Source organism: Desulfonatronum parangueonense (assembly GCF_054656975.1).
Genome location: NZ_BAAHXH010000003.1, coordinates 1,845,397 through 1,871,486, shown reverse-complemented (window position 1 = coordinate 1,871,486; position 26,090 = coordinate 1,845,397). Strand labels below are relative to the sequence as shown.

Below are 26,090 nucleotides of genomic sequence, written 5' to 3'. Positions count from 1 at the left end.
TGTCCTCTATTCACGATCACCAGGCCAATACGGCAACATCTTGGCATAAAACGAGGCCACATGCTGAATGGTGTCGATGCGAAACCACTGGCGGGTGTACTTGAACCGGATGCCACCCAGAGCCAGATCGGGATTGGGGGTGAAATACACGGCGTTTTCGGTGTTCACCAGATGCATCAGAGACCAGGCCGCCAAATGCATGGCCTGCCAGATTTCTCGGGCCTTGGCTTGATCGCCCGTTTTCAGCGCGAGTTGATAGGCGCCCAGCAACCCTTCGCAGCGCGCTCCGTCGGCGTAAGGGTAATCTCCGTATTCGTAGTAAAATGCGCCTGCATAGTCCGGGTAGGGCGCATTCGTGACCGTGTACATCTGCCGGATCATTGCCGCGGCGTCCGAAAACACGAAACGGGCATAGCGCGGGTCACGCATTTCCGGGAAGTCCCAAAGCTCCATGATCCCCATCATCAGCCAGGAATCAGAGGGGACCTTGGTGTATTCACCCGCCCTGGTTCGCGGCCGAACATCCAGCAGAAAGGTCAGAGCCTTGCGCAGCTTTTCGAAAAACAGCCCCCGGTGCTCCGGCGCGATCAGGTGCAGGTACTTGGCCATGCCGCACACGGCCTCGCCCGGATAGTAGAAGGAAAAGTACTCCTGGTTTTGCTTCTCGGTGACTTCCCGGTCCAGGTAGATGTTGTAGTAGATGAACTCGCCGCTGCTGGTGATCTGGTGCAGCAGATGCCAGGCCAGTTGGTCTGCCCAGGACTGGTATTGGGAGTCTTGGGTCAAAAGCTGGTACTCCGAGGCCAGGTAAAGGGCGATGCCCGTGCCGCCGAGTTTGGCTTTTTTTTCGCTGTAGATGTAGGCTCCGGTTTGGCCGTTGTATTCCTTGGTCCGCGTCTGCTGGACCAGGTAGTCGATGGCCCGGCGGATATTGTCCAGGGTGGCGCCCTGGCTGATGTATTTCTCGTAAAATATGCAGGTCAGGCCGCCGCCGCCGTGGCGCAGGATATTGTAAAACGGATTCTTGAGCGGATCGCGTCCCGGGTGCTCGTGGTCCAGCCGGGAGTTGCGGGCTGCGTCATAGTAGTACAAGAATTTGCCGTTTTCTTCCTGGTTATTTTGGATGTGTTTGATGGCGAGTTCCACCGCGTGCTCGACCTTGGTCTTGGTCAGCTGTCCTACCAGGGGATAGCCGCGATACAGGCGCAGCCAGGAATCCGGGGCGGAAAGATAGCTGCTGGACCGGAAACGATAGCAGGCGGATTGCTTGACGTACTCCTTGCCGTAAGCCTGATACAGATAATCGCGCAACTGGCGCATGCCCATGATGGAGCGGACATAAGCATCCCCGGGGGCAAAAATCTTGAGCTTGCCGTCCGGCCCGTGCAGGATCAAGCCGTCCAGGCCGATCTCGAAATGCTGCTCCCCTCGCTGGTTCATGCTTGCAACTGTCAGGTCCACGGGCATGGGCGGCTCAACAACGAAGTCCATCTGCAGGCGGAAAGGAAGGGCAGCCAGTGTCGAACATCGTGGATGGCGCAATAAACGCTGGAATACAGCGCCAAAGCGCAGCGGCGTCTCCGTAGCCGAACGGCTGACCAGGATCCGCTTTTGGCCCGGGGCGTACAGGATCAGGATCAACCGATCGAAGGCTTGCGGAAAACCGGTTTGGACGAACTGCCGATCAATGGCGGATGTGTCTGTTGCATGAGCATCGTGGCCACGAATGGCCTGTGTTGCCAGCCTCGCTAGAGCCGCATCTGCTTGTGAACAACTATACTGGGGCATCCGCCTTTCCGGATTGAGGAACCGGAGGTCTTCATGGTGCAGGATGTCCTTCATGGTTTCCTCGTCTTGGGATGGATTAGTTGAATAAGAATGTCCGTCATATCCGAATAACCTTTCTGCATTGCGCCGTATTGCAAGAACAGAGGAATTCAAGACTGAATGTTTTCATGTTCTTTTTTTTCATGCACTTTTCCAAATCCGCGGTCAATTCTTCTCCCACGGGAATATTACGTAGGGATATGTAGTTTCCTTTTGCATCGAAATCGAGATTCGGATCACAGCTATGGTTGACGAAGTAACTGATTCCAATGGCGTTGATGTCTTTCGGCGCATAAAATCCTTTTTTGGTTTTATAGCAGTATTGAAAGATCTTGAAACGCGTTGCTTCGTCCAGATTCTCCATCTCTTCCCATGTTATCAAACGGCTTTCGTCGAAATATGTATGCGGCACAACGATTTCATCGGTCGTGAAAGGTCTCAAGGTAAAAAGCCCGACCTGACCAGATACAAATGTCGATGGTCGGAGCTCGTAACGCGCCGGCGGATAGGGTTTCGCACTTGTCCTGGATGGATAATTGCCGGCTTTTAAAGGTGCTTGCGTTGGGTCCGCATTTGCGGTTTCAGTTTCAGGCGAGGGGAGAGTTTTATCGTGTTGCATTTCCATTGACCCCGGCACGGGAGTTGAGTTTGACTTTTGGCGATGCGAAGAAGTGAATCCTGGCAACCTGGAAACCTGTTGCGCCATGAAGACCGTATGAAAGCCGCAAGGGCGAAAACGCTGCTTCATCACTTTTTGACCCGGTGTTCCGCCGTCTGTGCCGTCATTAACCACTTGGCATCCTTGCATCCCGGCAAAAAAATGCCGGCGGCTCAGATAACTGAGGTGAGCGGCCTCGGGATCGGCGATGGACAGCAGCAGGCATCCAATGCCCGGACGGATTTCGCCTCCAAAGGTAAAAGCTCGGACGGTGTCGTTGATAATAAATACATGTCCGTGCAGGTCTTGGTCGTTCATTTGCGGGGCGAAATGAAACGTGTTCAGGGCATAGCGGCGTTGATGTTCCAGAAAGCGTCTCTTGTTCTCTTTTATCGTTTCCCAGGAAGCCAGGAGCTGACGACACTGCGCGGCATGCTCCGGCCCGAAAGGCTGGATTTGAATGTCCGAGTATCGTTTTGCGTTATTGATGTACCGTCGAAGGTTGCTGAATCTTGAGCCGCTTAAATCGGAAAGTTCTTGAGGCGAAAAGAGATATTGGGGATTGCGTTTGGTCAGTTGGAAAGTTTTCAGCGCCTGAACCTGAGACATGTCCTTGTCGTCGATGAAATGTATCCAGCACGAGTGGGAATTGTTGAAGTCATTGACCCGCTCCAGGGCGTGGCGCATGGCATTTTCCTGGTAGGGAGTCGGAGGAAACATCATGTCCAAGCGTTTTTTGCCTCCATACTGGTGCTTGAAAAGACAGATAGAGCCATCAACTTCTTCCCAAACAAGGCGTGTGGTTTGGGAGCCAAGACGGATAAAGAGAAGAAAGGGAAAATACAAATGCCATCCCTGCTGCTCACCCTCCGTCATGGCCTTCTTGAATCGCCCTTGATCGGTCAGTTGCAGCGGGCGGAGGTCGTTCAGTAACGGATTGGTCAAGTCAGCTGGGTGCATTGGCATCAGGGGACTTGCCTTGGCGGGTCAAATCCAGAAACCGGCGCTGGCGCAAGGAGAGGTTGGCTTCACAGGAGGATGATAAAGGCAAGATGGAACCTCGATTGCTGCAGCCTGATCCAGCAAGGCGGCGCTGGGAAAAGAATGTTGAGTGGAGTGATCAGGAGAGTTCCTTCATGTATGGCGATCGCAAACCAAGACGAGCCGGTCTCTCTGCTGAATGGATACGTTGGGATACAAGTTGCTCGTAATGTCGCGTTCGTCGATGGCGAACGTTTCAGGTCCTCAGCGTCATAATCGTTACAAAGTATAAACGGAATGAATGCAGGGCTTGATCAACTTTTATACTGCAATGATTAACCAAACCACTATTTGATGTCCAGTGTCAGGACATGACTTGCGCAGCAGTTATTGACGGGTCTCATCTCTCGCTTGGCGGCGGACCTGCTGTGCCAGGGCGTATTGGCGTTCCAATTCAATCAACAGGTTAGAGATGTGCGCGACGTCCTGCTTTTCGGCCGCCTGTTCCAGACGTGCTCCGAGTTCGGCAATGGCCGCGAATCCGGCATTCAAGGCTGATCCTTTGATGGCGTGGGCCGCGGTCCAGATGGCCGGCATGTCGTTCTTCTCAAATATGATGTTGAGTTCGGTAATTCTTTCAGCCGCGGTCTTCAAGAACATGTCCATGATGGAGAAAACCATTTCCTCGTCTCCCATCAATCGACGCAGCAGGCCCTCTCGGTCGAAAATGGTGGATACGGCTTGTTCGTGTTGCATATTCTCCAGCAGTTTCGGAGCCGTGAGCTTGCCGTCCGGCTTGCAGCCGGAGGATCCGGCTGCAACTGCATCATCGCAATGGCCATGATGCAGCCACCTGGACACTTTGTCCTCCAGCTGTCCAGGATCGACGGGTTTGGCCAGATAATCATCCATTCCCGCGGCCAAAAATTCTTCCTTGTCTCCGTGCATGGTTCTGGCGGTCAACGCGATGATGGGAATCCTTGCCTTAACTCCAGCCTTGGCCGTTTGATGTGTGCGCTCCGAAATCGGATGTCCGGGTTCAGCCTCCATCCTCCTGATCTCTTGCGTGGTCTCCAATCCATCCATGACAGGCATCTGGATGTCCATGAGCACCAGGTCGTATGGAGCGAGTTTGAGGGCTTTCAGGGCTTCCCGGCCGTCGGAGGCGGTATCGACACGATAGTTCATTTTCTCCAATAGCTTCACGGCAACAAGCTGATTCACCTGATTGTCCTCAACCAGCAGGATACGTGACTTGCGCTGGCGTTCTTCGTTAAGCGTATGGCGGGTAATCAAGGGAGAAACATGGAAGCTATTCTCGGGCGCTTCAGGGGCCTTGCCGTAATTCGTCGGCTCCAATGAATTGAAGATCATGGCCAGGCAGTCCAGAAGTTGAGATTGTCTGAGAGGTTTTTGCAGGTATGCCGCGAAACCAATGTCTTGGAGTCGTTTGGCATCTCCACGCTGCCCCAGGGATGTGAGCATGACCATGTTCAGGTCCTGCAGTTCCGGATCCGCCTTGATCATGCGGCCCAAAGTTTCCCCATCCATCTGGGGCATCTGCATGTCGGTGAGCATGATCTGGAAAGGATCTCCCTCTGCCTTGGCGCTCCGCAGCATTTCCAGTGCCTCCATCGCGGAAGAGGCTTGTTCATGGCGAACATGCCAGCGCTCCAGTTGTTCGGACAGGATCAATCTGTTTGTGGGATTGTCGTCCACGCAAAGAATGCGGGCATTGCGGATGTTTTCGTGGAAGTCGTCGTCCACCGGGAGCGTGGCCGGCTTGTTTGGACCTTTGCCCAGGGACAGCGTGAACCAGAAGACGGAGCCCGCTCCTGGAGTGCTGGTCGCCCCGATTTCTCCGCCCATCATGGTGACCAGACGTTTGGAAATGGCCAGTCCCAGACCTGTGCCGCCGAATTGACGCGTGATGGATGAATCCAACTGGTGAAACGGAAGGAATAGTTGATCCAGTTTGTCCTCGGAAATTCCGATCCCCGTATCCCGAACTTCGAAGCGCACAATATGGCGACCATTTTTCATCCCGGCCTGGCTCACATCCAGGACAACTTCCCCCTGGGCGGTGAACTTGATTGCATTTCCGGCCAAATTGAGCAGAATCTGACGGAGTCTGCCCGGATCGCCCCGAACCATAGTCTGAATTCGCGGGTCGATGCGGCAAATCAGCTCCAGACCTTTTGAATGAGCCTGGTGGGCCAGCATCTGCGCTGTGTCCTCGACCGTGGCGCGCAGGTCGAAATCCAGGTCCTCCAGGTCGAGCTTGTCGGCTTCGATCTTGGAAAAATCAAGGATGTCGTTGATCAACGTGAGCAGGGCATCGCCACTGGAACGGATCACCTCGACAAAGTCGCGTTGTTCCGGAGTCAGTTCCGTATCCAGCAAGAGGCCGGTCATACCGATCACGCCATTCATCGGGGTACGGATCTCATGGCTCATATTGGCGAGAAAATGACTCTTGGCCAGTGTTGCCTGCTCGGCCAGCTTGCGGGCATGGTTCAACTCTCCTTCCCGCTGTTGCCGGTGCATGGCATTGAGCAGTAATTCTGCCAGAAGCAGGAAAAGGTCGGCTTCGGCGACAGTCCACTCCCTGGGAACTTCGACGGCTGCAAAACTGATGAAGCCATAGCAATTTTGGTGATCCTTGAGCGGCACGGCAATGAAGGACTGAATCCCTTGCCCGGCCAGATGGTTGCGGAACGGATCACCCGTCGGCAGGTCGACGACCCGCGTGACATGGTACGGGCGGCCTTCCTTGTGTACCGTGATCATTTGCGGGTTCACCGCAAAGGGGACGTATTGCAGCATGCTGATCTGGGGCGTGATTCCTGGAGCGCACCATTCATGGGTGTTGCGCATCACCTGATGATTGAAATCGTAAATGAACAGACTGGCCCTGTCAGCCCGGGTGAATTCCCCGGTTTGCATCAATGTTTCGCGAACGGCATGGTCAAGGTAGTCCACGGGAGCGGTCAAAAAAACCAGGGACATGTCCATGAGCAGGCGCTGCAGTTGCAGACGGTACTGCAACTCTTCCTGAGCGATCTTCCGCTCGGTGACGTCCACGAAAATTCCCTGGTTGATCTCCTGGCCGTCCAGATTGATGACCGTGGACATCAGTTCAATGTCTCTGATTTTGCCCGATTTGGTCACAATCTGGACAGGGACGTTCAATTGCTTTTGACTGGAGATGCTGCTGCGGAACAGTTGCCGGTAATATTCCCTTTTTTGCGCCGGATGCAGCTCGATCTGGTTCAGTTGCAGCAGTTCTTCGCGGGTACGCTCGAAAAGAGCCTCAGCCGCGGAATTGCACTGAATGAGATCACCATTGGTATCGGCCCATAAGATGGCATCCTTGTTTTGTTCAAAGAGCAGACGGAACTTTTTTTCGCTGCGCTCGACATATTGTGCGGCCTTTTTTTTCTCCGTGACGTCCCGCACCACGTGGACGCTGCCGATCATGTTTCCATCAGCGGAGTGCAACGGAGTGGTTGTGACCTCAAAATGTCCATTCAGCAGTGTTTCCTCGATCTCAGCATGTTTTGCCGTGCGGCTGCGCAGCATCCTGGAATGAGGGCAAAAGTCCGGCGGGGCGGAAAGACCGTGAAACACTTCATAGCAAAACTTCCCTGTCATATCGTTCTGGGAAAAGTTCAGCCGTTCGGCCATGGCTTTGTTGGCTCGCAGAATGCGATGTTCCTTGTCGATCAAAGCGATCATGTCCGGTACGGTGTCGAAGGTGCGCTGCCATTGCTCTCCGCGTTCTTCGGCCAGGCGCTTTTGCTCCAGCATGGCATCCTCGATCTGCTTCCGTTCAGAAATGTCCGTGATCGTGGCCCGGCAGAGTTGATCTTTGGACTTTTCGTCTTCGGACGGGGCGGTGTCCAGATGAGCCCAGAAAATTGACCCGTCGAGTCGTTGCAGCCGCAGCTCGAATGTTTGCGGGGTGCGAGCGGTGAACAGGCGCTTGTGGTGGGTATGGAAAAGGTGCTGGTCCGGCTCTATGACAAACCGAAAAAATGACTGCCGGAGCAGGGTCTGCCGGTCCATTCCGAGAAGGTTGGCCGCGGTAAGATTGGCGTTTTGAATCTTGCCGTTTTCAGAGATGACGACATACCCAACAGGCGCAAATTCGAAGAGCCGGAAGTACTCCGTGCGGGAGCGTTCCAGTTCCAGCTGTGTCCGGCGCAATTCCTCGTTTTGCGACTCCAGCTCGGCTTGATAGATCCGTAACTCCTGCACCAGACGTTGGTAGTCGTCAGGGGGGGGGCTCATGTTCCGATCCCTTTGGTCGTTCCCCTCATTTCCACCGTTGCTCATAATTTTCCCTATCATGACAGATCCCGACCTCATGATTATCTGGATCAGGATGCGGTATGCTTACGAAGAGGGTCCTGGTTGTTGATTTCGATTCGGTGCGTGCCCCAAGAGCAATAAATGCCGTTGGAATTCAGCATGATTTTTGTTACGTTTAATTTGGTGTGCTTTCAGTGCATAGTATTGAATTCTCTTTATCACAAGAGATTGTCGTTCTTTGGTGGATTTCGCATAATATGCCAGCTTATTTGGTGATGGAAATTTGCTGATAGATACCGAAGGAGGAAATATTGCACCCGGATTGGAAGGAAAACATGAAGGAAGTGGGCCAGGCGGTTCTGCCTATTACCGTGGTGGTTGTTCTGCTCCAGATCTTTCTGGTCGGCATGCCGTGGCTGGATTTTGCCCGGTTCCTGATCGGTGCGTTCATGGTACTGGTCGGACTGCTGCTGTTTCTGCAAGGCGTCAAGATCGGCCTGCTGCCCATGGGGGAAGCCGTGGGATCGGAGCTGCCGAAACACGGCTCGATGATCTTCCTGCTCTTTTTTGCATTTCTGCTCGGTTTCGCCGTGACCGTGGCCGAACCGGACGTACGGATCCTGGCGCATCAGGTGGATTTCGTTTCCGACGGCATGGTGGGCAGCAATATTTTGATCTTCTCCGTAGCTTTGGGGGTGGCGGTCTTTGTGGCCATGGCCATGATGCGCATCGTGCTCAAGATACCCATTCAGTGGCTGCTGGGCGGGGGATACCTGCTGATTATCGCACTCTCCTTCGTCACGCCCCCCTCCTTCGTGCCCATTGCCTTTGACGCCGGCGGCGTGACCACCGGTCCGGTGACCGTGCCCTTTATTCTGGCTTTGGGACTTGGCACCGTGGCGGTCATGGGCGGTCGCTCCTCCTTTTCAGATGGCTTCGGGCTGGTTGGTTTGGCGTCCATCGGGCCGGTGATCGGCGTGATGCTTCTGGGGATGATTTACGGATGAGAGAACTACTGGATTTTCTGCATTTCGGCCATGTCAGTTGGGAAGTCCTGCAGGCCATGACGCCTTTGGTTGGGTTTTTCATTTTTTTCCAGGTATTCTATCTCAAACTGCCCAGGAAATATGTGTTCAACATGGTCAAGGGGCTGGTCCTGACCATGTTGGGGCTGGCCTTGTTTCTGCAGGGCGTTCAGGTGGGCTTCATGCCCGTGGGCACGCAAATGGGGGAAATATTGGGCAGCATGGACCACAAATGGCTGCTCATGCCCATCGGATTCCTTCTCGGACTGGTGGCGACCGTGGCTGAGCCGGCTGTGCGCATTTTGAGTCATGAGGTGGAGAAGGCGTCTGCCGGCAGCATTCGCAAAGAAGTGATCATGATCACCCTTTCCCTGGGCGTGGCGCTGTTCGTGGCCCTGGGCATGGCCAGGATCATCTATGGCGTGCCGATTTACTACATCATTTTGCCAGGGTATCTGCTGGCCCTGCTGCTGATGCGTTTTTGCGACGGAACCTTCGTGGCCATTGCCTTTGACGCCGGAGGCGTGGCTACCGGACCGATGACCGTCACTTTTGTCTTGGCCGTGGCCCTGGGCATTGCCTCGGCCATAGACGGCCGGGATGCGATTCTGGACGGCTTCGGCTTGATCGCGCTGGTAGCCATGGCGCCGATTCTTTCGGTCATGATTCTGGGCATGGTTGTGACGTTCATCAAAAACAGGAGTTGACCATGGAAGTGGGTATCCCTTTTGACCTCATTGTCACTATCGTCAACAAGGCTCACAGCGATGTGATTATTGCGGCATCCAAGGAAGCAGGAGCCGAAGGCGGCACGATCATCCCGGGGCGGGGAACCGGGATTCGGGAAAACAAAAAGTTCTGGGGGATCCCCATTGAACCGGAGAAGGACATCATCTTCACCATCGTGCCGCAGGAGATAACCGACACGGTGCTGAAGGCCGTGATGAAGGCGGGAAAACTGGACAAACCCGGCGCCGGCATTTCCTTTGTGGTTGAGCTGAAAAAGGTCGCCGGGATTTGTCACATGTGCTTGCTGGAGCCGGATCACCAGCCCAATACGTAAGCGAAAATCAGCGGGGCGACGATGGTGGCGTCGGATTCGATGACGAATTTCGGCGTATCCACGCCCAATTTGCCCCAGGTGATTTTTTCATTGGGAATAGCCCCCGAATAGGAACCGTAACTGGTCGTGCTGTCGCTGATCTGACAAAAATATCCCCACAACGGCACTTCGGTCATCTCCATGTCCTGGTGGAGCATGGGGACCACACAGATGGGAAAGTCGCCGGCAATGCCGCCGCCGATCTGAAACATTCCCAGATGGTTTGATTTCGTGGTCTGGATGTAATGATCAGCCATCCAGGTCATGTATTCGATCCCTGTGCGCACGGTATGGACGTTCTTGACGTCTCCGCGCAAAACCGCGGCCGAGTACATGTTGCCCAGGGTGGAGTCCTCCCACCCGGGAACCACCATGGGCACGTTCTTTTCCAGAGCCGCCACCATCCAGGAATCCTTGGGATCGATCTGATAGGAAGAAGCCAGAGCGCCGCTGGCCAGGATCTGGCGGAAGAACTCATGGGGAAAATAGCGCTCGCCCTTGGCGTCCGCGGCAGTCCAGACCTCCAGCATGGCCTTTTCGATGCGCCGCATGGCCTCCATTTCCGGGATGCAGGTGTCGGTCACGCGGTTCATATGCCTTGCCAACAATTCCGCCTCGTCCTGGGGCGTCAGGTCGCGGTAATGCGGCACCCGCTCATAATAATCATGGGCCACCAGGTTGAAGATGTCCTCCTCCATATTGGCCCCGGTGCAGACGATGAGATGAACCTTGTCCCGGCGGATCATCTCGGCCAGGGACAACCCCAGTTCAGCCGTGCTCATGGCCCCGGCCAGGGTGATCATCATCTTCCCGCCTCCGGCCAGAAAGTTATTGTACGCCTTGGCTGCGTCAACCAGGGCGGCTGCGTTGAAATGACGATAATGATGGTTGATGAACGATCCTACTGGACCGAGTTGCATCGGACACATGATATAATTTCTCCTTGAATTGATCAGTCAGATTTTTATTGCCCAACCTTTTTGGATACCCTGAGCCGCTGATTCCGTCAAATTTACGAGCCCAGCTTTCCGGCAAGATCGCATCCTGCAAGCTGGACTGCGGGGGGATATTTGAGGGATGTAACTATTCGGCATGCTACTGCCCTGAGGACCATGGTATCGCAGTCGGCGTCGGTATCGGGATCACGGGTAGAGCCATGCGTAGGTCTGCTCAACTTTTCGAATCGATTCCAACCCCGACACCGACCCCGATTGTCGGAGGCAGGTCGCATTACATTTACTGAGTAGTTACATAGGGATAAAACAGATGTTTGGGCGAAGATCGTTTGATCTATTCCAAATGTAATTGCCGGTGAATCCGGTCGCGATGGCTTCCCGCAGCCTGGGCAGCTCCAGGAAATGCACCTCCAGTACGTCGGTCAGGCGGTGCTTGGTGGTGTCTTCGACGAGGAGAAAGAGGAGTGCAGGCGCTGGTTATTCAACCTGAATCTCACCTTGCAAGGCAGCAATCTGTTCCCTGCTCATTCCAGCGATTTCCGCCACCTCGTCGATGGACATGCCTCGAGTGAGCATGGACCTGACCACCTCTTGTCTGCCTTCCTGTCTGCCTTCCTTCCGGCCTTCCTTCCGGCCTTCCTCTCTGCCTTCCACTTTGCCTTCTTCCCTGCCTTTCATCTCCGCCGAAATCATCCTGGAACGCTGGTCCATGATTTCGGCTTGCCGGGCTTCGTAGGCCATGCGTTTGAGCTTGTCCTGGGAGATGACTTGCAGGAGGGTATAGGCTTGGCGAATGTCCTTGTTGTCATGAGCGAGCATTTCAATGACCTCCTGTGATTCGCAGTCAATGAACAGCATCCACTGCACCAGGGGATGCTCCGTTTCTCCGGTCGCGATGGCTTCCCGCAGCCTGGGCAGCTCCAGGAAATGCACCTCGAGTACGTCGGTCAGGCGGTGCTTGGTGGTGTCTTCGACGAGGAGAAAGAGGAGAAAGGGGAGTGCAGGCGCTGGTTATTCAACCTGAATCTCACCTTGCAAGGCAGCAATCTGTTCCCTGCTCATTCCAGCGATTTCCGCCACCTCGTCGATGGACATGCCTCGAGTGAGCATGGACCTGACCACCTCTTGTCTGCCTTCCTGTCTGCCTTCCTTCCGGCCTTCCATCCTGCCTTCCTCCTTGCCTTCCTTCCGGCCTTCCTCTCTGCCTTCCACTTTGCCTTCTTCCCTGCCTTTCATCTCCGCTGAAATCATCCTGGACCGCTGGTCCATGATTTCGGCTTGACGAGATTCGTAGGCCATGCGTTTGAGCTTGTCCTGGGAGATGACTTGCAGGAGGGTATAGGCTTGGCGGATGTCCTTGTTGTCATGAGCGAGCATTTCAATGACCTCCTGTGATTCGCAGTCAATGAACAGCATCCATTGCACCAGGGGATGCTCCGTTTCTCCGGTCGCGATGGCTTCCCGCAGCCTGGGCAGCTCCAGGAAATGCACCTCCAGTACGTCGGTCAGGCGGTGCCCGGTGGTGTCTTCGGTAAGGTGAAAGGAGGAGTGCAGGCGCTGATCCGGAGTGCAATGAAAATCCACGATATTGATAGTAATGCATTTTCGCAGCTTGTGGTAGGAGTCTCCGGCCTTGATCTGCCCGGCGTACATCTTGGCCCAATAGAAAAGGGTTCGCTCCGGCATGGGGCCGGTGGGCAGAATCTGGACCTCCACGTCGATCTGGCGGCCGTCCCGGAGCTGAATCCGGACATCCAGCACGCCCTTCTTGTCCTCCTTGAACTCCCGAAACAATTCCGAGTTGATGATTTCCAGGTCGGCTAGTTCCTCCTTGGGCAGGCCCAGGATGGCGCTGAGCAGAGCGATGGTGTTTTCCTTGTGCCGGGGATCGCCGAAGATCAGCTTGAATACAAAATCGACCTTCGGCTGCATCAGGGGCAAGTTGGGATTCAAGTCGCCAAGGTCGGAGCCTGGCATTTCATCGTGTTCGGAATTCATGCATCCTCCCTTCTCATTCAGTTCAGGCCAAGAGGGGTTTTCGCTGCATACCTGGACAGGGTTCCGGTTCTGAAGTCGTTCCAGCGGACGGCGGATACGAGGCCCTTCACAAGGCTCTTTGATAAGGCAACCGCAAAAAAATCCGAGGACTGAATCCACAACCATGTGAGCTTCCGACAACCTGTTGATTTTTCAGGCCGCTAACCACTGATCACTGACCACTGCTTGGTGAAAATCACTTTTTGCACCAAGCTCTTTGTTAAGGTTGCTGTACTGGGCGGAAAATACCACGGAGAAACTGCAATGAGTCTCACTCAAATCGATAACGCGATACGCATGATGAATCAAGGTGCTTTTTTCAATTGGCTTAGAGGGGTTGGACACTTCTGGACGATGGGCATTTCGTCGGGTACAAGAGCGCCATGGGATACAGAAATCTACAGGAATGCATTCGTGATCTTGAGGCTGCCGGGCGGTTGATCCGGCTGGATGTGGAGGTGGATCCGTATCTGGAGGCCGGGGTGATCCAGCGGCGGGTTTACCAGGCCGGGGGGCCTGCCTTGCTGTTCACCAGGGTCAAGGGGAGCCGGTTCCCCGTGCTGGGCAATCTATTCGGCACCCTGGACCGGGCCAGGTATCTGTTCCGGGATACCTTGCCGGCTCTGGAAAAGCTGGTCCGGATGAAGGTTGATCCCGGTGCGGCCATGCGTGCGCCCTGGAAGAATTTGGGCCTGATTCGGACCCTTTGGAACGCCCGCCCGAAGTTCGTGAAAAACGGGCCGATCCTGGCCGCAACCTGTGACCTGACCGATCTGCCCCGGCAGGTTTCCTGGCCCAGGGACGGCGGGGCCTTCGTGACCCTGCCCCAGGTCTATTCCGAAAGTCCGGCCAGTCCGGGCTGGATGCATTCCAATCTGGGCATGTACCGGGTCCAGTTCAGCGGGGGGCAATATGCGCCGAACCGGGAGGTCGGGCTGCATTATCAGATTCATCGGGGTATCGCCGTGCACCATGCCCAGGCTTTGGAGCGACGGCAGCCGTTGCGGGTGAATGTCTTTGTTGGAGGACCTCCAGCCATGACTCTGGCCGCGGTGATGCCGTTGCCCGAGGGCATGCCGGAAGTCAGTTTTGCCGGAATGCTCGGCGGGCACAGGGTGGAGATGGTAGCCGCGGCCAATGGTCTCGCGATGCCGGCTCATGCGGATTTCTGCATCTCCGGCGTGATCGATGATGCCAAAACCCTGCCCGAGGGGCCTTTTGGCGATCATCTTGGCTACTACAGCCTGGAGCATGACTTTCCCGTGCTCAGGGTGGACCGGGTATACCACCGTCCGGATGCTGTCTGGCCCTTCACCACGGTGGGCCGTCCGCCCCAGGAGGATACCTCTTTCGGCGCGCTGATCCACGAGCTGACCGGGGAGGCCATTCCCACAGTCCTGCCCGGGGTTCGGGCCATCCATGCCGTGGACGCCGCCGGCGTGCACCCCCTGCTTTTGGCTTTAGGCAGCGAGCGCTACGTGCCCTATGATCCCGAAAAAGCGCCCCGGGAACTGTTGACCCAGGCCAACGCCATCCTGGGGCAGGGCCAGCTTTCCCTGGCCAAGTTCCTGCTCATCGCGAACAGCGGCGACGACCCGTCCCTGGACATTCACGATATCGCCGCGTTTTTCCACCATGTTCTGCAACGGGTCGACTGGACCAGGGACCTGCACTTCCAGACCCGAACCACGGTGGATACTCTTGACTACACTGGCCTGGGGCTGAACGAGGGCTCCAAGGTCGTCATTGCCGCGGCTGGGCCGCCGCGACGAACCCTGCCCACGACACTGCCCAGGGACATGCGCCTGCCCGAGGGATTCAAGTCTCCTCAAGTCTGCCTCCCCGGCGTACTGGCCGTTCAGGGACCGCAATGCGAACGCTCCCGCCATGCCCAGGACCCTCGCATGGAGGATTTTTGTCGGGAACTGCGGGACTCCGGCCAATTCCAGGAATGGCCGCTGATCCTGGTGGTGGACGACAGCGCGTTCACCGCTGCCAGTCTGAACAACTTCCTGTGGGTCTGCTTCACCCGGTCGGATCCTGGATGCGACATCTACGGCGTGGGCGCGACCACGATCTGCAAGCACTGGGGCTGTTACGGCCCTCTGGTCATCGACGCGAGGAGCAAGCCGCATCACGCTCCGGCGCTGGAGCCGGACCCGGAAGTCGAGAAACGGGTGGATCAACTCGCAGCCAGGGGCGGTCCGCTGTACAGAGTGATTTAGGCTGCTCGCGATATCTGGGGACCACTGCCCATGGAAGCCTGGTACGCTTATTCCCTTCTGGCTCTTCTGCTTCTCGGAGGGCAGCGCTTTCTGTACAAGGTTGCGGCGGCCTGGAATTGCGGAACGTTTCTGACCACGTTCTGCTTCATGGTCACAGTGGCCGTGCTCAGTTGTGGACTGCTTGTCCTGAATCCTCCCGCCATCCCGAGTCTGGGCTTTCTGGTCTTCATCTCGCTGGCCAACAGCCTTACATTTGTCGGCGCCACACTGGCCCATATCCAGGCCTTGAAATACATGCCCGCCACCGTGGCCTATCCGCTGATCCGGATGAACATCATTCTGGTGGTTCTTTTCGCCGTCGTGCTGCTTCAGGAACGCCTCCAACCGCTTCAGGCGGTGGGAGTGGTGCTGTCCTTTGCCGTGATCTGGATACTCAGCCGTGACAGCGCCTCGGAGGGTGGAGCCAACACCCGGGCCAGGGGAATGCTGCTGGTTGTTCTGGCCATGGTGGCCGGAGCCCTCTCCGCCATCAGTTCCAAGTATGCGGCCGACGGTACGGATTTGCTGGCCTTCATCGCCTTGTCCTACATTTTCTCGACCCTGTTCACCCTGGTTCTTGCTCCGCGCATGTTCGCGCCGGCTCCGGATCTCGGGTCAAAGAAAGGGGCCGTGGGTATCGGGCTGGCCATGGGGCTGCTCAATCTGGCTGGTTTCTACTTCTTTCTCAAGGCCTTGGCTCTGGGGCCTCTGGCCATCGTGGCGGCCGTGAACGGGATGCATTTTCTGGTGGCCGTGGTGTTGTCCGTGTTGATATTTCGAGAGAAAATGACGCGGAATCGGGTCGCGGCCCTGGTTCTTGCAGTAGGGGCGATCATCCTGGTGCGCGGATGAGCGAACTGGATGGGGGCAGGGTGGGAGCTTACGGAATTCGCCGTCCAAGTACCCATTGGAGGGTTTTGGAAAGAAAAAAGACCGCCGCGGCAACCATGACGATGGAAGCGCCGGCCGTCAGATTCAAATAGTAGGCCAGGAGCAGGCCGAAGATGCAGAACACGGCGCTGAAGAGTACGGACCACGCCATCATCGTGCCCAGGGACCGGGAGAAGCCTTCAGCGATCACCGCCGGAATGGTCAGCAGGGCGATGACCAGGATCAACCCCACGGCCTGGATGACCACGACTACGGTCAAGGCGGTCAAGGCCAGCAGGGTAAAATACAGCACCCGTACAGGCGAGCCCATGACCTGGGCGTATTCCTCATCGTAGGACATGGCCAGCATGTCCGAATAGAAAAACCAGATCCACCCCAGCACAGCCAGATTCAGACCGGCCATCAGCCAGAGACTCTCCCGGGGGACCAGGAGGATGCTGCCGAACAAATAGCTCATCAAATCAACGTTGTAGCCCGGCGTGATGTCCACCAGGATAATTCCCGTGGCCATCCCCACGGCCCAGATCACGCCGATCACCGTATCGCTGCGATGCTTGGATTTAAGGCTGACCGCGCCCATGATCCCGGAGGCCAGTAGAGCGAAGATGGCCGCGCCGAAGTAAGGCGAACCTCCCAGATACATGGCCGCGCCGACTCCGCCATAGGAGGCGTGGGCAATGCCTCCGGAGAGAAAAACCAACCGGTTGACCACCACCAGCGTCCCCATGATCCCGCAACTGATGCTGATCAAGAGGCAGGCCAGCAGGGCGTTGCGCATGAATTCGAATTGCAGGAAATCGAAGATCATGAACAGTTGTGTTCCTTGAGAACGCGGTGGGGAAACGCGCCGTGGACGACAAGTTCAACCGGGCAATGGTAGGTGGCCTCGAGCATGTTCTGGGTGAATTCGGCCTGATCGTGATAGAAAAGAGCCTTGTTCACGCAGGCCACGGATTTGGCGTAGCTGGAAAGAATGGACAGGTCGTGGCTGACCACGATGATGGTCATGGCGGCATTGAGTTCATTGAGCAGGTCGTAGAAAACCGTCTGAAACTCCCGGTCCACACTGGCCGTGGGTTCATCCAGAAACAGCACTTCCGGGGCGTTTGCCAGCGCCCTGGCAATGAAAACCCGCTGCCGCTGCCCGCCGGAAAGCTGACCGATGCGTTTGTTGCGTAACGGCCAGATGCCGACCTGCTCCAGGGCCTGCCGGGCCGCCTGTTCATCCGCCTGACAAAAACTGCGTCTCGAATTTCGGCGCGGCAATCGACCGAGCAGAACCACGTCTTTCACGGTGATCGGAAACTGGTTGTGAATATTGGTGTTTTGCGGAACGTATCCCACCTGGGAAGGCGAGCTGCCGGGAGGTCTCCCCAACACGGAGATGGTTCCTTTTTGCGGCGACAAGATGCCCAGGAGAAGCTTGAGCAGCGTGGTTTTGCCTCCGCCGTTGGGACCGAGAACCGCCAGAAAGTCTCCCTGTTGAACATCCAGGTTCACGTTTTCCAAAACGCAGTGTTGCCCATTATAGGCGAAATGTACATCCTGCACATGGACAACAGACGCTGGCATGCTATGACCCCGATCTTGACAGCAAAAAGATTTCGTAAACGACTCCCGGATGAATGATTGTCATGCATCCGGGGAGGCCGACCACGAAGAATTACTCCAATCAGTGCATGGCTTTCCTGAATTTTTCCGCGACCAGGCGCATGTTCGTCATCCAGTCTTCCGCCAACGGATCAATGGCTATGACCTCGCCGTCAATGGCGGCAGCAATGGTTTCCGCGCTGCGGGTGGAAAACTGTGGTGAAACAAAAACGACTCGAATTTGTTCCGCCTTGGCTCGCTGGATCAGATGTTGCAAATCCTGGGCCCTGGGTTCCTTGCCTTCGACTTCCACGGGAATCTGTTCCAGCCCGTAATGCCGGGCAAAATAACCCCAGGCAGGGTGAAAGACCATGAAGGCGGCGCCTTCCTTTCCGGAAAGGGTGCTCCTGATGTCGGCATCCAGAGCATCAAGATCTTCCATGAAGCTGTAGAAGTTGGCTTCATAGACGCTTGCATGGGCGCTGTCGAGGGCGCTCAGGGTTTCCAGGATGACTCCTGCCTGGATGCGGACAAGGTCCGGCGAAAGCCAGATGTGGGTGTCCAACCCGTGGTGAGCATGATCGTGATTCTGTTCGCCGTGCGCATGTGTATGGCCTTGATCATGCTCGTGTCCGTGATCATGCTCGTGTCCATGGTCATGGTTATGTCCGTGATCATGCTTATGGTCATGGTCATGTTTGTGCCCGTGATCATGCTTTTTGTCGTGGGCATGAGCATGCCCATGAGCCTTTTCGTGCTCATGCCCATGTTCATGGTGGTGGTGCGGGATCATGGGGATTTTTTCGATATTTCGGTCCGTATGCACGATCCGCAGATTTGGATGCATGGATGAGATCTTCGGCAATATGGCATTCTCGAATTCCACGCCAATGGCAAAATAAATTTCAGCATCCGCCAGGGCCCGCATCTGGGCCGGTCGCGGTTCAAACGTGTGGGGAGAGGCCCCGGGAGAAACCATGACGGACACGTTCACCAGGCCACCTCCAATGCGTTCCACAAAATATTTCTGTGGTGCAATGCTCACGAAGACATTCCAAGGCTGTGCCAGGGCAGGTGATGCGGCCATAAAGAAGAGGAGGGAGATAAAGGAAATAAAAAGAAGAAATGCGATTCGTGCTCTGATACTTGCCGGGTTCAAGCCATTCATCATGTTGATCCTCCATTTGAATTTTCAGCTAGCTTAATGAGATCATGAATAGAGTCAAGAATGAAATTCAAAGTCATGGTTCCGCATCGACTCGAATTTTACCAGAAACATCTTTTGAACTTGACTATTTCCTCGTGAATTCTGATGGAGTAATCAGGTACAGATCATCACATTGCATCCCGGTTCCTGGGGTGATATGATCTAAACTTTCAGTAAACTTAATGAATTGGCGACTTCCAAACAACATGGATTGCCGCGGCATCGAAAACGGACTTGCTGCCAAAATCCGCTGGGCTTGTTTCTGAATAAACTTTGAACATCCGCAAGAACGTATTCCATTCCGCTAAATATTGAACATTTAAGGCAGACTATCTCAGAGTGGGATCGGGTGCCATGTTTTCAATTTCCATTACCCCATGCAATTGCCGTGCATGGATCAAAAAACAGGAACTACATGATCAGAAAAATTGTCAGTATTGATTTATTGCCCGCTGAAATGCGGGCCAAGGAATATGGTTTCGAATGGTTTCCCATAGATGATTTCGTACATGCCCTTGATGAGCGGAACAACGTTGATGTCCTGGAAATACTTGTTCCCCTCGTACGCAGGGTCCCGGACGATGACTCTGCCGAATCCTTCATGCAGGTGGCGCAGAATTTTGAGCGCAAAAAATATGCCCTCCAGATGAGCGGCGCGACGGTCATTGAATCTCCGGCCAAGCGAACCAGTGGTGACGTGGGAGAATGGTACTACAAGCAAAGCGATGACCAGCGCTTGATTATTGCCACCTTGTCGCTTTGTCTTCGGCTCAACCCCGACTTCCTGATCCTGGTTGCCGCGGATGGGGATTACGCCCCCATGGTCGAGGAACTCCGCCGCCAGGGTATCCGAACAGAAGTCGCGGCCCCTCCGCACATGCTGGCTTCGGATCTGCGACGTGTGGCGTGGCGGAATCATAATCTTGACGACGTTTTCAAGAAGATCAAAAAGCTCAATGCTGTGATGAAGTGAATGCATTTGGATGCCTATGTGATTAAAGCCAATGTGTAGCAAAAATTATCAACCACGAAGAACACGAAGGACACGAAGAAGGTTCATGTCCAGATAACTTGGATTTCATAAAATGCGCAGTGCGGGATCAATGTTTTTCTCTTCCATGCTCCCCTTCGTGCTCTTCGTGCCCTTCGTGGTGAAAAAAGCAATGCCACTGTAGCGTTCAGTTCCCAATGTCCGTACTGATCACCTTTCATGGCCACCTAAGGGATTTCGCGTCCACCTCACGGCAGGGCGCAAAGTTTGAATATCCCCTGCACCGCCGTGCTTCCGTCAAGGACGTCATCGAGGCCATTGGCCCGCCGCATACTGAAGTCGGTGAAATTCATCGCAATGGTCAGCCAATAAGCTTTGATGTACTTTTGGAAGAGGGAGGGGAATTGGATGTTTATCCGATTGCTGCTCCATGGGATGTGACCAAGGCCTCTCGTTTACGCCCTGTTCCTCTGGCCAAGCTTGCCTTTCTGGTCGATGAAAACGTGCACCGCCTTGCTGAACTGTTGCGCATGATCGGGTTGGATGCCGCGGATTGCCGCGGGATGACGGATGCGGCGATAGCCGCTGAATCCGCGAGCAGTGGACGCGTTCTGCTGAGCAGGGATCATCGTCTGCTCCGGCGAAGCAGCATTGTTTTCGGGCGGCTGGTTCGTGCGCATCGCCCCTGGGAGCAGCTCAAGGAAATTGTTGACCTGTTTGGTCTTACCCCTCGCATACAGGCCTTTTCGAGGTGCATCCACTGCAACATCAGGCTTGAGCCACGAGCCAAAGCCGACATAGCGGACCGCCTTGAACCGTTGACCCGGCGCTATTACGAACAGTTCCACGAATGCCCTGCCTGTCGGCGCATTTACTGGGCAGGCTCCCATCATCAGAGAATGCTCGCCGATCTGAAGGCCCATGGCATTTCGGATTGAAGCATTGCTCTGGTTTTCCGCACGACACTTCATCTCTCCTTTTTTTGGTCCAATGGCCAAGCTCCTTTCTCTTCAATGGGATTCCAGTATCTTAATAAAGTGTATCACATTCACGAGAAAGGACACTGCTGAATTGCCGCTTTCATGATATCGAGTGGGATTTCAAGTGGGTATGATGCTCGGTAATGGCATCATTCTTGATACCAAGTAAGAAAGGTTGCGGCGATGGCACGAATTAGAAACATCCAGCCGCGACCAGATATCTTCCTCGTCTGAAATTGGAGGTTCCATGGCAATTGTATTTGAACAGATTCATACGCCCGGCGTGGCGCAGCTTTCCTATCTGATTGGAAATCCATCCAAAGGGATCGCCGTAGTCATCGATCCCCGGCCTGACGTGGACATCTATCTGCATCTGGCGCGCAAGCATCAGGTGGGCATCACTCACATCATCGAAACGCACATTCACGTTGATTTCGTGAGCGGTTCCCACGAACTGCAAGCCCGCGTGCCCAATGCAAAGATCCATGCCAGTCACGAAGCGGGTGCCGGAGACTACGGGTATGACCATGTGCCGGTGCATGCCGGGGATATTTTGGACTTTGGTAGCTTCATTCTGACGGCCAGACACACTCCAGGCCACACGGCGGAGCATCTGGCCTATCTGATGAGCGAATCCAAAAACAAGGATTCCATCTGGGCTGTGTTCAGCGGAGACAGTCTCTTTGTCAATTCCGTGGGGCGTCCGGATCTGGTGGGCGAAGAGGAAACGAAGAGGCTGGCAAATGCTCTGTATGAAACCATTATTGGATTTTACGGCAGCCTGGATGATGGAGTGATCGTTTTTCCCTGTCACGGCTCGGGTTCGTCCTGCGGTCCTGATATCGGCGACCTCAAATGCTCGACCATTGGCTACGAAAAGAAACACAACCGCTATTTGCGGACCACGGATCGGGACGCCTTTATTCAGTCGGTTCTGGAATCCTCAGGTCCGGAACCCTTCTATTACAAGCCAATGCATCACCTGAACAAGAAAGGAGCGGATGTGCAGGGCGGTTTTCCCCCCGTACCCGCCCTGCCCGTGCAGGATTTCAAGAAAGCCACCGAGAACCGGAACAACATCGTGCTCGATACCCGTGACCTGATGGCCTTTTGCGGCGGGCACATTCCCGGCGCCCTGAACATCGGGGCCAGAGTCGAACTGTCCTCCTGGGCCGGCTGGATGCTTACCTTCGAAGATCCTTTACTGCTTGTGCTGGAGAACGACGACCAGCTGGAACGGGTGGTGAAGCTGCTCTGGCGTACCGGGCATATGAAGTTCGCGGGGTACCTGGTGGGGGGGATGAAGTCGTGGAACAATGCGGGCTTGTTGTTGAATCATATCCCCCAGATGAGCGTTCATCAATTGAAGGACGTCTTGGAAAACATCCAGCTGGTAGACGTCCGAACCCCATCGGAATGGAAATCCGGCCACATCCCCGGAGCTCGGCATTTTTTCGTACCCTATCTGCGAGACAATATTGATAAGCTGGATCGCGAAAAGACAACCGTAACCTACTGCGGCAGCGGCTACCGCTCCAGCATCGCGGCCAGCGTTTTGAAGCAAAACGGCTTCACTGACGTGCGCAATATTCCCGGAAGTTGGCAGGCCTGGAGGAGTGCCGGATATCCGGTGGAAGGCGGCAACTCATGAAGGCGGTGACATTGGGCAGGGTTACGGTCTTGGCTGGAACGTTCCTTTTGGCATGTTCCGCCCTGGCCCTGGCTCAGGAAACGGATCCCCTCAGTCCGTTGTCCTATCCCGGGCCGGCCTGGTCGCCGTATCTTGCCGGAGGACTGATTGGCGTGCTTTCCTGGCTGACATTCTACTTTTCCGGCAAGAAAATCGGCGCATCCAGCGCCTATGCGATCATCGCCGGCATGCTGGGCAAGATTCTGGTCCCCAAAAGAGTGCAAGCGCTTCCATATTACCAACAGAACAAACCGCAAGTATCATGGAGCCTGATGCTTTTTGTGGGGATCTTCATCGGGGCGTTTCTGGCGGCCTGGACCGGTGGTGAAATAACGGGTCGCTGGCTGCCGCCCTTGTGGGAGGCGAGATTCGGCGAGGGTGCGCTGTCGCTGCGACTGATTGCCGCCTTTTTCGGCGGCGTACTTATGGCTTTTGGCGCGCGGGTGGCAGGCGGATGTACGAGTGGTCACGGTATCAGCGGAACATTACAATTTTCCGTCGGCAGCTGGGTGGCGGTGATCTGCTTTTTCCTCGGCGGTATCTTCGTCGCCATGCTGCTCTACAGGGTCTAGATCATGTCAGCGAAACCAGAATCCACCTCGTTCCCGGGAAGCAACTCCGGCCAGCTCGCTCTGGGCTTGGTTTTCGGAGTCGCCTTCGGTTTTCTCCTCCAGAAAGGCGGAGTGGCCAAGTATCATGTACTGATCGGCGTCCTGCTGCTGGAGGATTTCACCGTCATCAAGGTCATGGTTTCGGCGATTCTGGTCGGGATGATCGGGATTTACGTCATGCACCGCATGGGAATGGTCCAGTACCAGCTGCCATCAACGCGATATGCGGCCAACATCATCGGCGGCCTGATCTTCGGAGCCGGGTTCGGCTTGAGTGGATACTGCCCCGGCACCAATGCCGCGGCCATCGGACAAGGGAACTTCGACGCTCTGGCAGTGGGCGCGGGTCTGATAGCCGGATCATGGCTGTTCGCGGAAGCTCCGGAAAAGATCAAGAAAAAAGTGCAGGAATGGGGCGATTACGGCAAGCTGACACTGCCTGAACTACTGGACCTCCAGCGAGGAACCGTTGCCGTCCTGACCGCCGTTGCCCTGATTATTCTGCTGATCGTTGTGGAATGGCTGGCGCCTCGATGACGAGTCTGGTGATCAATACTTCGCTGGTGAGCCATGATTGATTCTGTTGAGATTTCGGCCATCAGCAGTCTGGTGATGGCCTTCGTCTGGATAATATACCTGCATCTCGCTCTGGTGCAGTACAAACGCTCGAACCGTCCCTACATGATCATCCACTATGCGCATGATGATGACCCCGGTGCGCTGTGTCTTTTCGTCAACATGAGCAAGGAACCTGTCCATGTTCAAAGCGTCTTGGCTTACATTCACGGCAAAAATGGATATATGCGCCGGTATATAACGGATTATGAACGGATAACTCCACATGATAACAACGTGCAGATGCGCTTGCGTCAGGGTCCGATACAAGCCGGAGGCTATCTTGTATTGGGATCTTTCGAGGAAATCCTTCGCGGCTCAAAGCCGAACACCGATGTTCATGCACGAATTGAAGAGCTGATTCGAGAGCTGGGTGAAATTCACAGCATCGAAATTTGTGTTGCCGTGATTCATGGCCCTACCAAGTACCATATCGGTGCCAGACGACGCTTCATTGTCCAAGATGGTGAAGGAAACTTCGCTATCCGCGCCCAGGATCTGCAAACTGAACAACTGGTGTCCTGGCACAAGAGAAAAGCCGTGCGACAATGGATCTTGCACCATATCGAAGCCAATCAGGCCGGCAAAATAGAAGAGTTGAAGATAGACGAGAAGCAACGGGTCAACGGACAAGCTTCATGAACTCCGCAGCATTTCGTGGAGCGTTGGCGCCGATGTCGTTGTTGAAGTAGGCGAAGATCTGGTCCGGATGCAGGGCCTTGAGCTTGTCGGCCCAGTGTTCGAGTTCGTTTTGCCGGTAATCGTGGTCGTACCATTTTCGGGTCCCATGAAATCGCATGTAGACCCGGTTCGTCGTCTTCACGGCTTCATCGCTGAGACCGTCAGGTGCGGAAATCACGCAGAAAGTCACGCCATAATGGCGCATCAGGTCGTAGGTGTCGTCGTCAAACCATGAATTGTGACGGAATTCAATGACATTGCGAAAGTCGTTGCTGAGGACCTTGCAGAACGATTCCAGCCTGTCCGGATTCTTGTGCAGATTGCCCGGCAACTGCCAGAGGATGCAGGCCAGCTTGCCCTTGAGCAGGCTGGCCGCATCATAAAATTTTCGTACCGCGTCCCCGGCATCGTTGAGTTTTTTCTGGTGAGTGACGTACCGGCTTCCCTTGAGCGTGAAGCGGAAATTGCCCGGTACGCCCTGATACCAGTTTTTCAAGGTGCTTTCCTTGGGCAGGTGATAAAAACTGCTGTTGATTTCCACCGTGTCGAAGTGCTCGGCATAATATTCCAGCCACCGCTTTTTCGGGACATCCGGAGGATAGAATTCCTCGACCCACCCGTCGTAGCTGTACCCAGAGCATCCGACATGGTTCTTCATGATCCATTCACCCCATGTCGACCTCGTTCCGGGAGGGCGGGGCCATGAATTCCGGACCAACGGGTTCCTTGACGTGTTCCGCCAGAATGTCTTCCACCCGTTTCATGATGTCCGGATCAACTTTCCAACCGTCGATTTCATCCAGCGGTTCCATCTGCGCCGGATTGCGTCCGCCCCAGAGGGCGATCTCCACGCCCTGATCCAGAACCCAGCGTACGGCAAAAGGGAGTAGTCCTCTGTTCTTTTTTGAGGCCAGTTGCTTAAGCTCCTCCACGGCCGCCAAGTACTGGTCATACCGAGGTTGCTGAAATTTTGGATCCGTTTTGCGCAGATCGTCTCCCTTGAACTCCCGGTCACGGCGCATCTTGCCGCTGAGCAGGCCGCGACAGAGCACGCCGTAGGTCATCAGGGCGATGTTGTGGGTCTTGCAGTAGGGCATGATGTCCTGTTCGATTTCCCGCTCGAAAATGTTGTACGGCGGCTGGCACAAGTGCAACGGAGCCTCGCCGCGGAAGGCGTCCATCTGGGCCGGCGAGTAGTTGGACACGCCGATGGAACCGATCTTGCCCTGCTTGAAAAGATTGTTCATCACCTGCGCGGTTTCCTCGATAGGTATCAATGGATCCGGCCAATGCACGAAGTAGATGTCGAGTCGGTCAACCCCGAGTCGCTGCAGGGACTCCTCGACTTCTTTGGTAATCCGTTCCGGCCTGCAGTCTCGAACGACCTTTTCGTCGGCGGTCCAATTGAGGCCCGCCTTTGTGGCGATGCGTACGTTTTCTCGCCCCCCGTATTCCTTCAGGGCCTTGCCCACAATCTCCTCGGAGCGGCCAAAACCGTAGACCGGAGCGGTGTCGATCACGTTCACGCCCTTGTCCAGAGCCGCATGAATCGTCCTGATGGACTCCTGCTCGTCCGTTCCGCCCCACATCCAGCCTCCGATGGCCCAGGTGCCCAGGGCCACCCGGCTGACGTCAATTTGAGTCTGCGGGATTGTAATATGTTCCATTCT

The 26,090-nt window shown here is 55.2% G+C and carries 22 protein-coding genes and 1 pseudogene; 12 read left to right on the top strand and 11 right to left on the bottom strand.

Annotation, left to right across the window (positions count from 1 at the left end; translation table 11 throughout):
• Positions 1-6 precede the first annotated feature (6 nt).
• The 3 genes from ACYQ15_RS08605 to ACYQ15_RS08595 form a co-directional block, all read right to left on the bottom strand.
• Positions 7-1,842 (bottom strand): hypothetical protein, encoded by a 1,836-nt coding sequence (locus tag ACYQ15_RS08605; protein WP_459937110.1) that lies wholly within the window; start codon positions 1,840-1,842, stop codon positions 7-9.
• A 43-nt stretch (positions 1,843-1,885) separates the two neighbouring features.
• Positions 1,886-3,451, bottom strand: coding sequence for a phosphatidylglycerol lysyltransferase domain-containing protein (locus ACYQ15_RS08600; RefSeq protein WP_459937109.1), 1,566 nt, complete (start codon positions 3,449-3,451; stop codon positions 1,886-1,888).
• 402 nt (positions 3,452-3,853) lie between these two features.
• The gene (locus ACYQ15_RS08595) at positions 3,854-7,759 is read right to left on the bottom strand and encodes a PAS domain S-box protein (RefSeq protein ID WP_459937108.1); all 3,906 of its coding nucleotides are present in this window, start codon (positions 7,757-7,759) and stop codon (positions 3,854-3,856) included.
• Positions 7,760-8,115: 356 nt separating this feature from the next.
• Here ACYQ15_RS08595 and ACYQ15_RS08590 point away from each other — a divergent pair, with 356 nt between their 5' ends.
• From ACYQ15_RS08590 to ACYQ15_RS08580, 3 genes are read left to right on the top strand one after another with little or no spacing between them, the layout of a single operon-like run.
• A complete protein-coding gene (locus ACYQ15_RS08590) occupies positions 8,116-8,787 on the top strand; it encodes a DUF1538 domain-containing protein (protein WP_459937107.1) in 672 nt (223 codons plus the stop codon).
• Positions 8,784-9,512 carry a DUF1538 domain-containing protein gene (locus tag ACYQ15_RS08585; protein WP_459937106.1) on the top strand — a complete coding sequence of 243 codons (729 nt, stop codon included), beginning with the start codon at positions 8,784-8,786 and terminating at the stop codon, positions 9,510-9,512. The genes ACYQ15_RS08590 and ACYQ15_RS08585 overlap by 4 nt, the downstream gene beginning before the upstream one ends.
• Before the next feature lie 2 nt (positions 9,513-9,514).
• Positions 9,515-9,868 (top strand): P-II family nitrogen regulator, encoded by a 354-nt coding sequence (locus ACYQ15_RS08580; RefSeq protein ID WP_459937105.1) that lies wholly within the window; start codon positions 9,515-9,517, stop codon positions 9,866-9,868.
• Here ACYQ15_RS08580 and ACYQ15_RS08575 read toward each other — a convergent pair.
• From ACYQ15_RS08575 to ACYQ15_RS08565, 3 genes and pseudogenes are all read right to left on the bottom strand, one after another.
• On the bottom strand, positions 9,850-10,836 hold the full coding sequence (locus ACYQ15_RS08575) for a deoxyhypusine synthase family protein (RefSeq protein ID WP_459937104.1): 987 nt from the start codon (positions 10,834-10,836) through the stop codon (positions 9,850-9,852). The genes ACYQ15_RS08580 and ACYQ15_RS08575 overlap by 19 nt on opposite strands.
• A 504-nt stretch (positions 10,837-11,340) precedes the next feature.
• Positions 11,341-11,835: pseudogene (locus ACYQ15_RS08570) on the bottom strand (Rpn family recombination-promoting nuclease/putative transposase); the annotation flags it as partial.
• 39 nt (positions 11,836-11,874) lie between these two features.
• Positions 11,875-12,861, bottom strand: a complete 987-nt coding sequence (locus ACYQ15_RS08565; RefSeq protein WP_459937103.1) for an Rpn family recombination-promoting nuclease/putative transposase — start codon at positions 12,859-12,861, stop codon at positions 11,875-11,877.
• A 422-nt stretch (positions 12,862-13,283) separates the two neighbouring features.
• On the opposite strand from ACYQ15_RS08565, the gene ACYQ15_RS08560 reads away from it, so the two are divergent.
• A complete protein-coding gene (locus ACYQ15_RS08560; protein ID WP_459937102.1) occupies positions 13,284-15,125 on the top strand; it encodes a UbiD family decarboxylase in 1,842 nt (613 codons plus the stop codon).
• A 30-nt stretch (positions 15,126-15,155) separates the two neighbouring features.
• The gene (locus ACYQ15_RS08555) at positions 15,156-16,016 is read left to right on the top strand and encodes an EamA family transporter (RefSeq protein WP_459937101.1); all 861 of its coding nucleotides are present in this window, start codon (positions 15,156-15,158) and stop codon (positions 16,014-16,016) included.
• A 28-nt stretch (positions 16,017-16,044) separates the two neighbouring features.
• Here ACYQ15_RS08555 and ACYQ15_RS08550 read toward each other — a convergent pair whose 3' ends face one another.
• The 3 genes from ACYQ15_RS08550 to ACYQ15_RS08540 all read right to left on the bottom strand — a co-directional run bounded on the left by ACYQ15_RS08550 (position 16,045) and on the right by ACYQ15_RS08540 (position 18,732).
• Complete coding sequence (locus ACYQ15_RS08550; protein ID WP_459937100.1) at positions 16,045-16,863, bottom strand: metal ABC transporter permease; 819 nt, start codon at positions 16,861-16,863, stop codon at positions 16,045-16,047.
• On the bottom strand, positions 16,860-17,627 hold the full coding sequence (locus ACYQ15_RS08545) for a metal ABC transporter ATP-binding protein (RefSeq protein ID WP_459937099.1): 768 nt from the start codon (positions 17,625-17,627) through the stop codon (positions 16,860-16,862). Before ACYQ15_RS08545 ends, ACYQ15_RS08550 begins: the two co-directional genes overlap by 4 nt.
• Before the next feature lie 100 nt (positions 17,628-17,727).
• Positions 17,728-18,732 (bottom strand): metal ABC transporter solute-binding protein, Zn/Mn family, encoded by a 1,005-nt coding sequence (locus ACYQ15_RS08540; protein ID WP_459939558.1) that lies wholly within the window; start codon positions 18,730-18,732, stop codon positions 17,728-17,730.
• Between ACYQ15_RS08540 and ACYQ15_RS08535 the strand changes: the two genes are divergently transcribed.
• From ACYQ15_RS08535 to ACYQ15_RS08505, 7 genes are all read left to right on the top strand, one after another.
• Entirely contained in the window at positions 18,623-18,850 is a 228-nt protein-coding gene (locus ACYQ15_RS08535; protein WP_459939638.1) for a hypothetical protein, read from the top strand. The genes ACYQ15_RS08540 and ACYQ15_RS08535 overlap by 110 nt on opposite strands.
• Positions 18,851-19,267: 417 nt before the next feature.
• Complete coding sequence (locus tag ACYQ15_RS08530; RefSeq protein WP_459937098.1) at positions 19,268-19,825, top strand: NYN domain-containing protein; 558 nt, start codon at positions 19,268-19,270, stop codon at positions 19,823-19,825.
• 215 nt (positions 19,826-20,040) lie between these two features.
• Positions 20,041-20,781, top strand: a complete 741-nt coding sequence (locus ACYQ15_RS08525) for a Mut7-C RNAse domain-containing protein (protein ID WP_459937097.1) — start codon at positions 20,041-20,043, stop codon at positions 20,779-20,781.
• Between the two features lie 289 nt (positions 20,782-21,070).
• A complete protein-coding gene (locus ACYQ15_RS08520) occupies positions 21,071-22,474 on the top strand; it encodes an MBL fold metallo-hydrolase (RefSeq protein WP_459937096.1) in 1,404 nt (467 codons plus the stop codon).
• Complete coding sequence (locus ACYQ15_RS08515) at positions 22,471-23,085, top strand: YeeE/YedE thiosulfate transporter family protein (RefSeq protein ID WP_459937095.1); 615 nt, start codon at positions 22,471-22,473, stop codon at positions 23,083-23,085. Before ACYQ15_RS08520 ends, ACYQ15_RS08515 begins: the two co-directional genes overlap by 4 nt.
• A gap of 3 nt (positions 23,086-23,088) precedes the next feature.
• On the top strand, positions 23,089-23,661 hold the full coding sequence (locus ACYQ15_RS08510; protein ID WP_459937094.1) for a DUF6691 family protein: 573 nt from the start codon (positions 23,089-23,091) through the stop codon (positions 23,659-23,661).
• Between the two features lie 33 nt (positions 23,662-23,694).
• Positions 23,695-24,381 (top strand): hypothetical protein, encoded by a 687-nt coding sequence (locus tag ACYQ15_RS08505; RefSeq protein ID WP_459937093.1) that lies wholly within the window; start codon positions 23,695-23,697, stop codon positions 24,379-24,381.
• Here ACYQ15_RS08505 and ACYQ15_RS08500 read toward each other — a convergent pair.
• Positions 24,362-25,078, bottom strand: coding sequence for a DUF72 domain-containing protein (locus ACYQ15_RS08500; RefSeq protein ID WP_459937092.1), 717 nt, complete (start codon positions 25,076-25,078; stop codon positions 24,362-24,364). The genes ACYQ15_RS08505 and ACYQ15_RS08500 overlap by 20 nt on opposite strands.
• A 7-nt stretch (positions 25,079-25,085) precedes the next feature.
• Positions 25,086-26,087 (bottom strand): aldo/keto reductase, encoded by a 1,002-nt coding sequence (locus tag ACYQ15_RS08495; protein ID WP_459937091.1) that lies wholly within the window; start codon positions 26,085-26,087, stop codon positions 25,086-25,088.
• Positions 26,088-26,090: the final 3 nt, after the last annotated feature.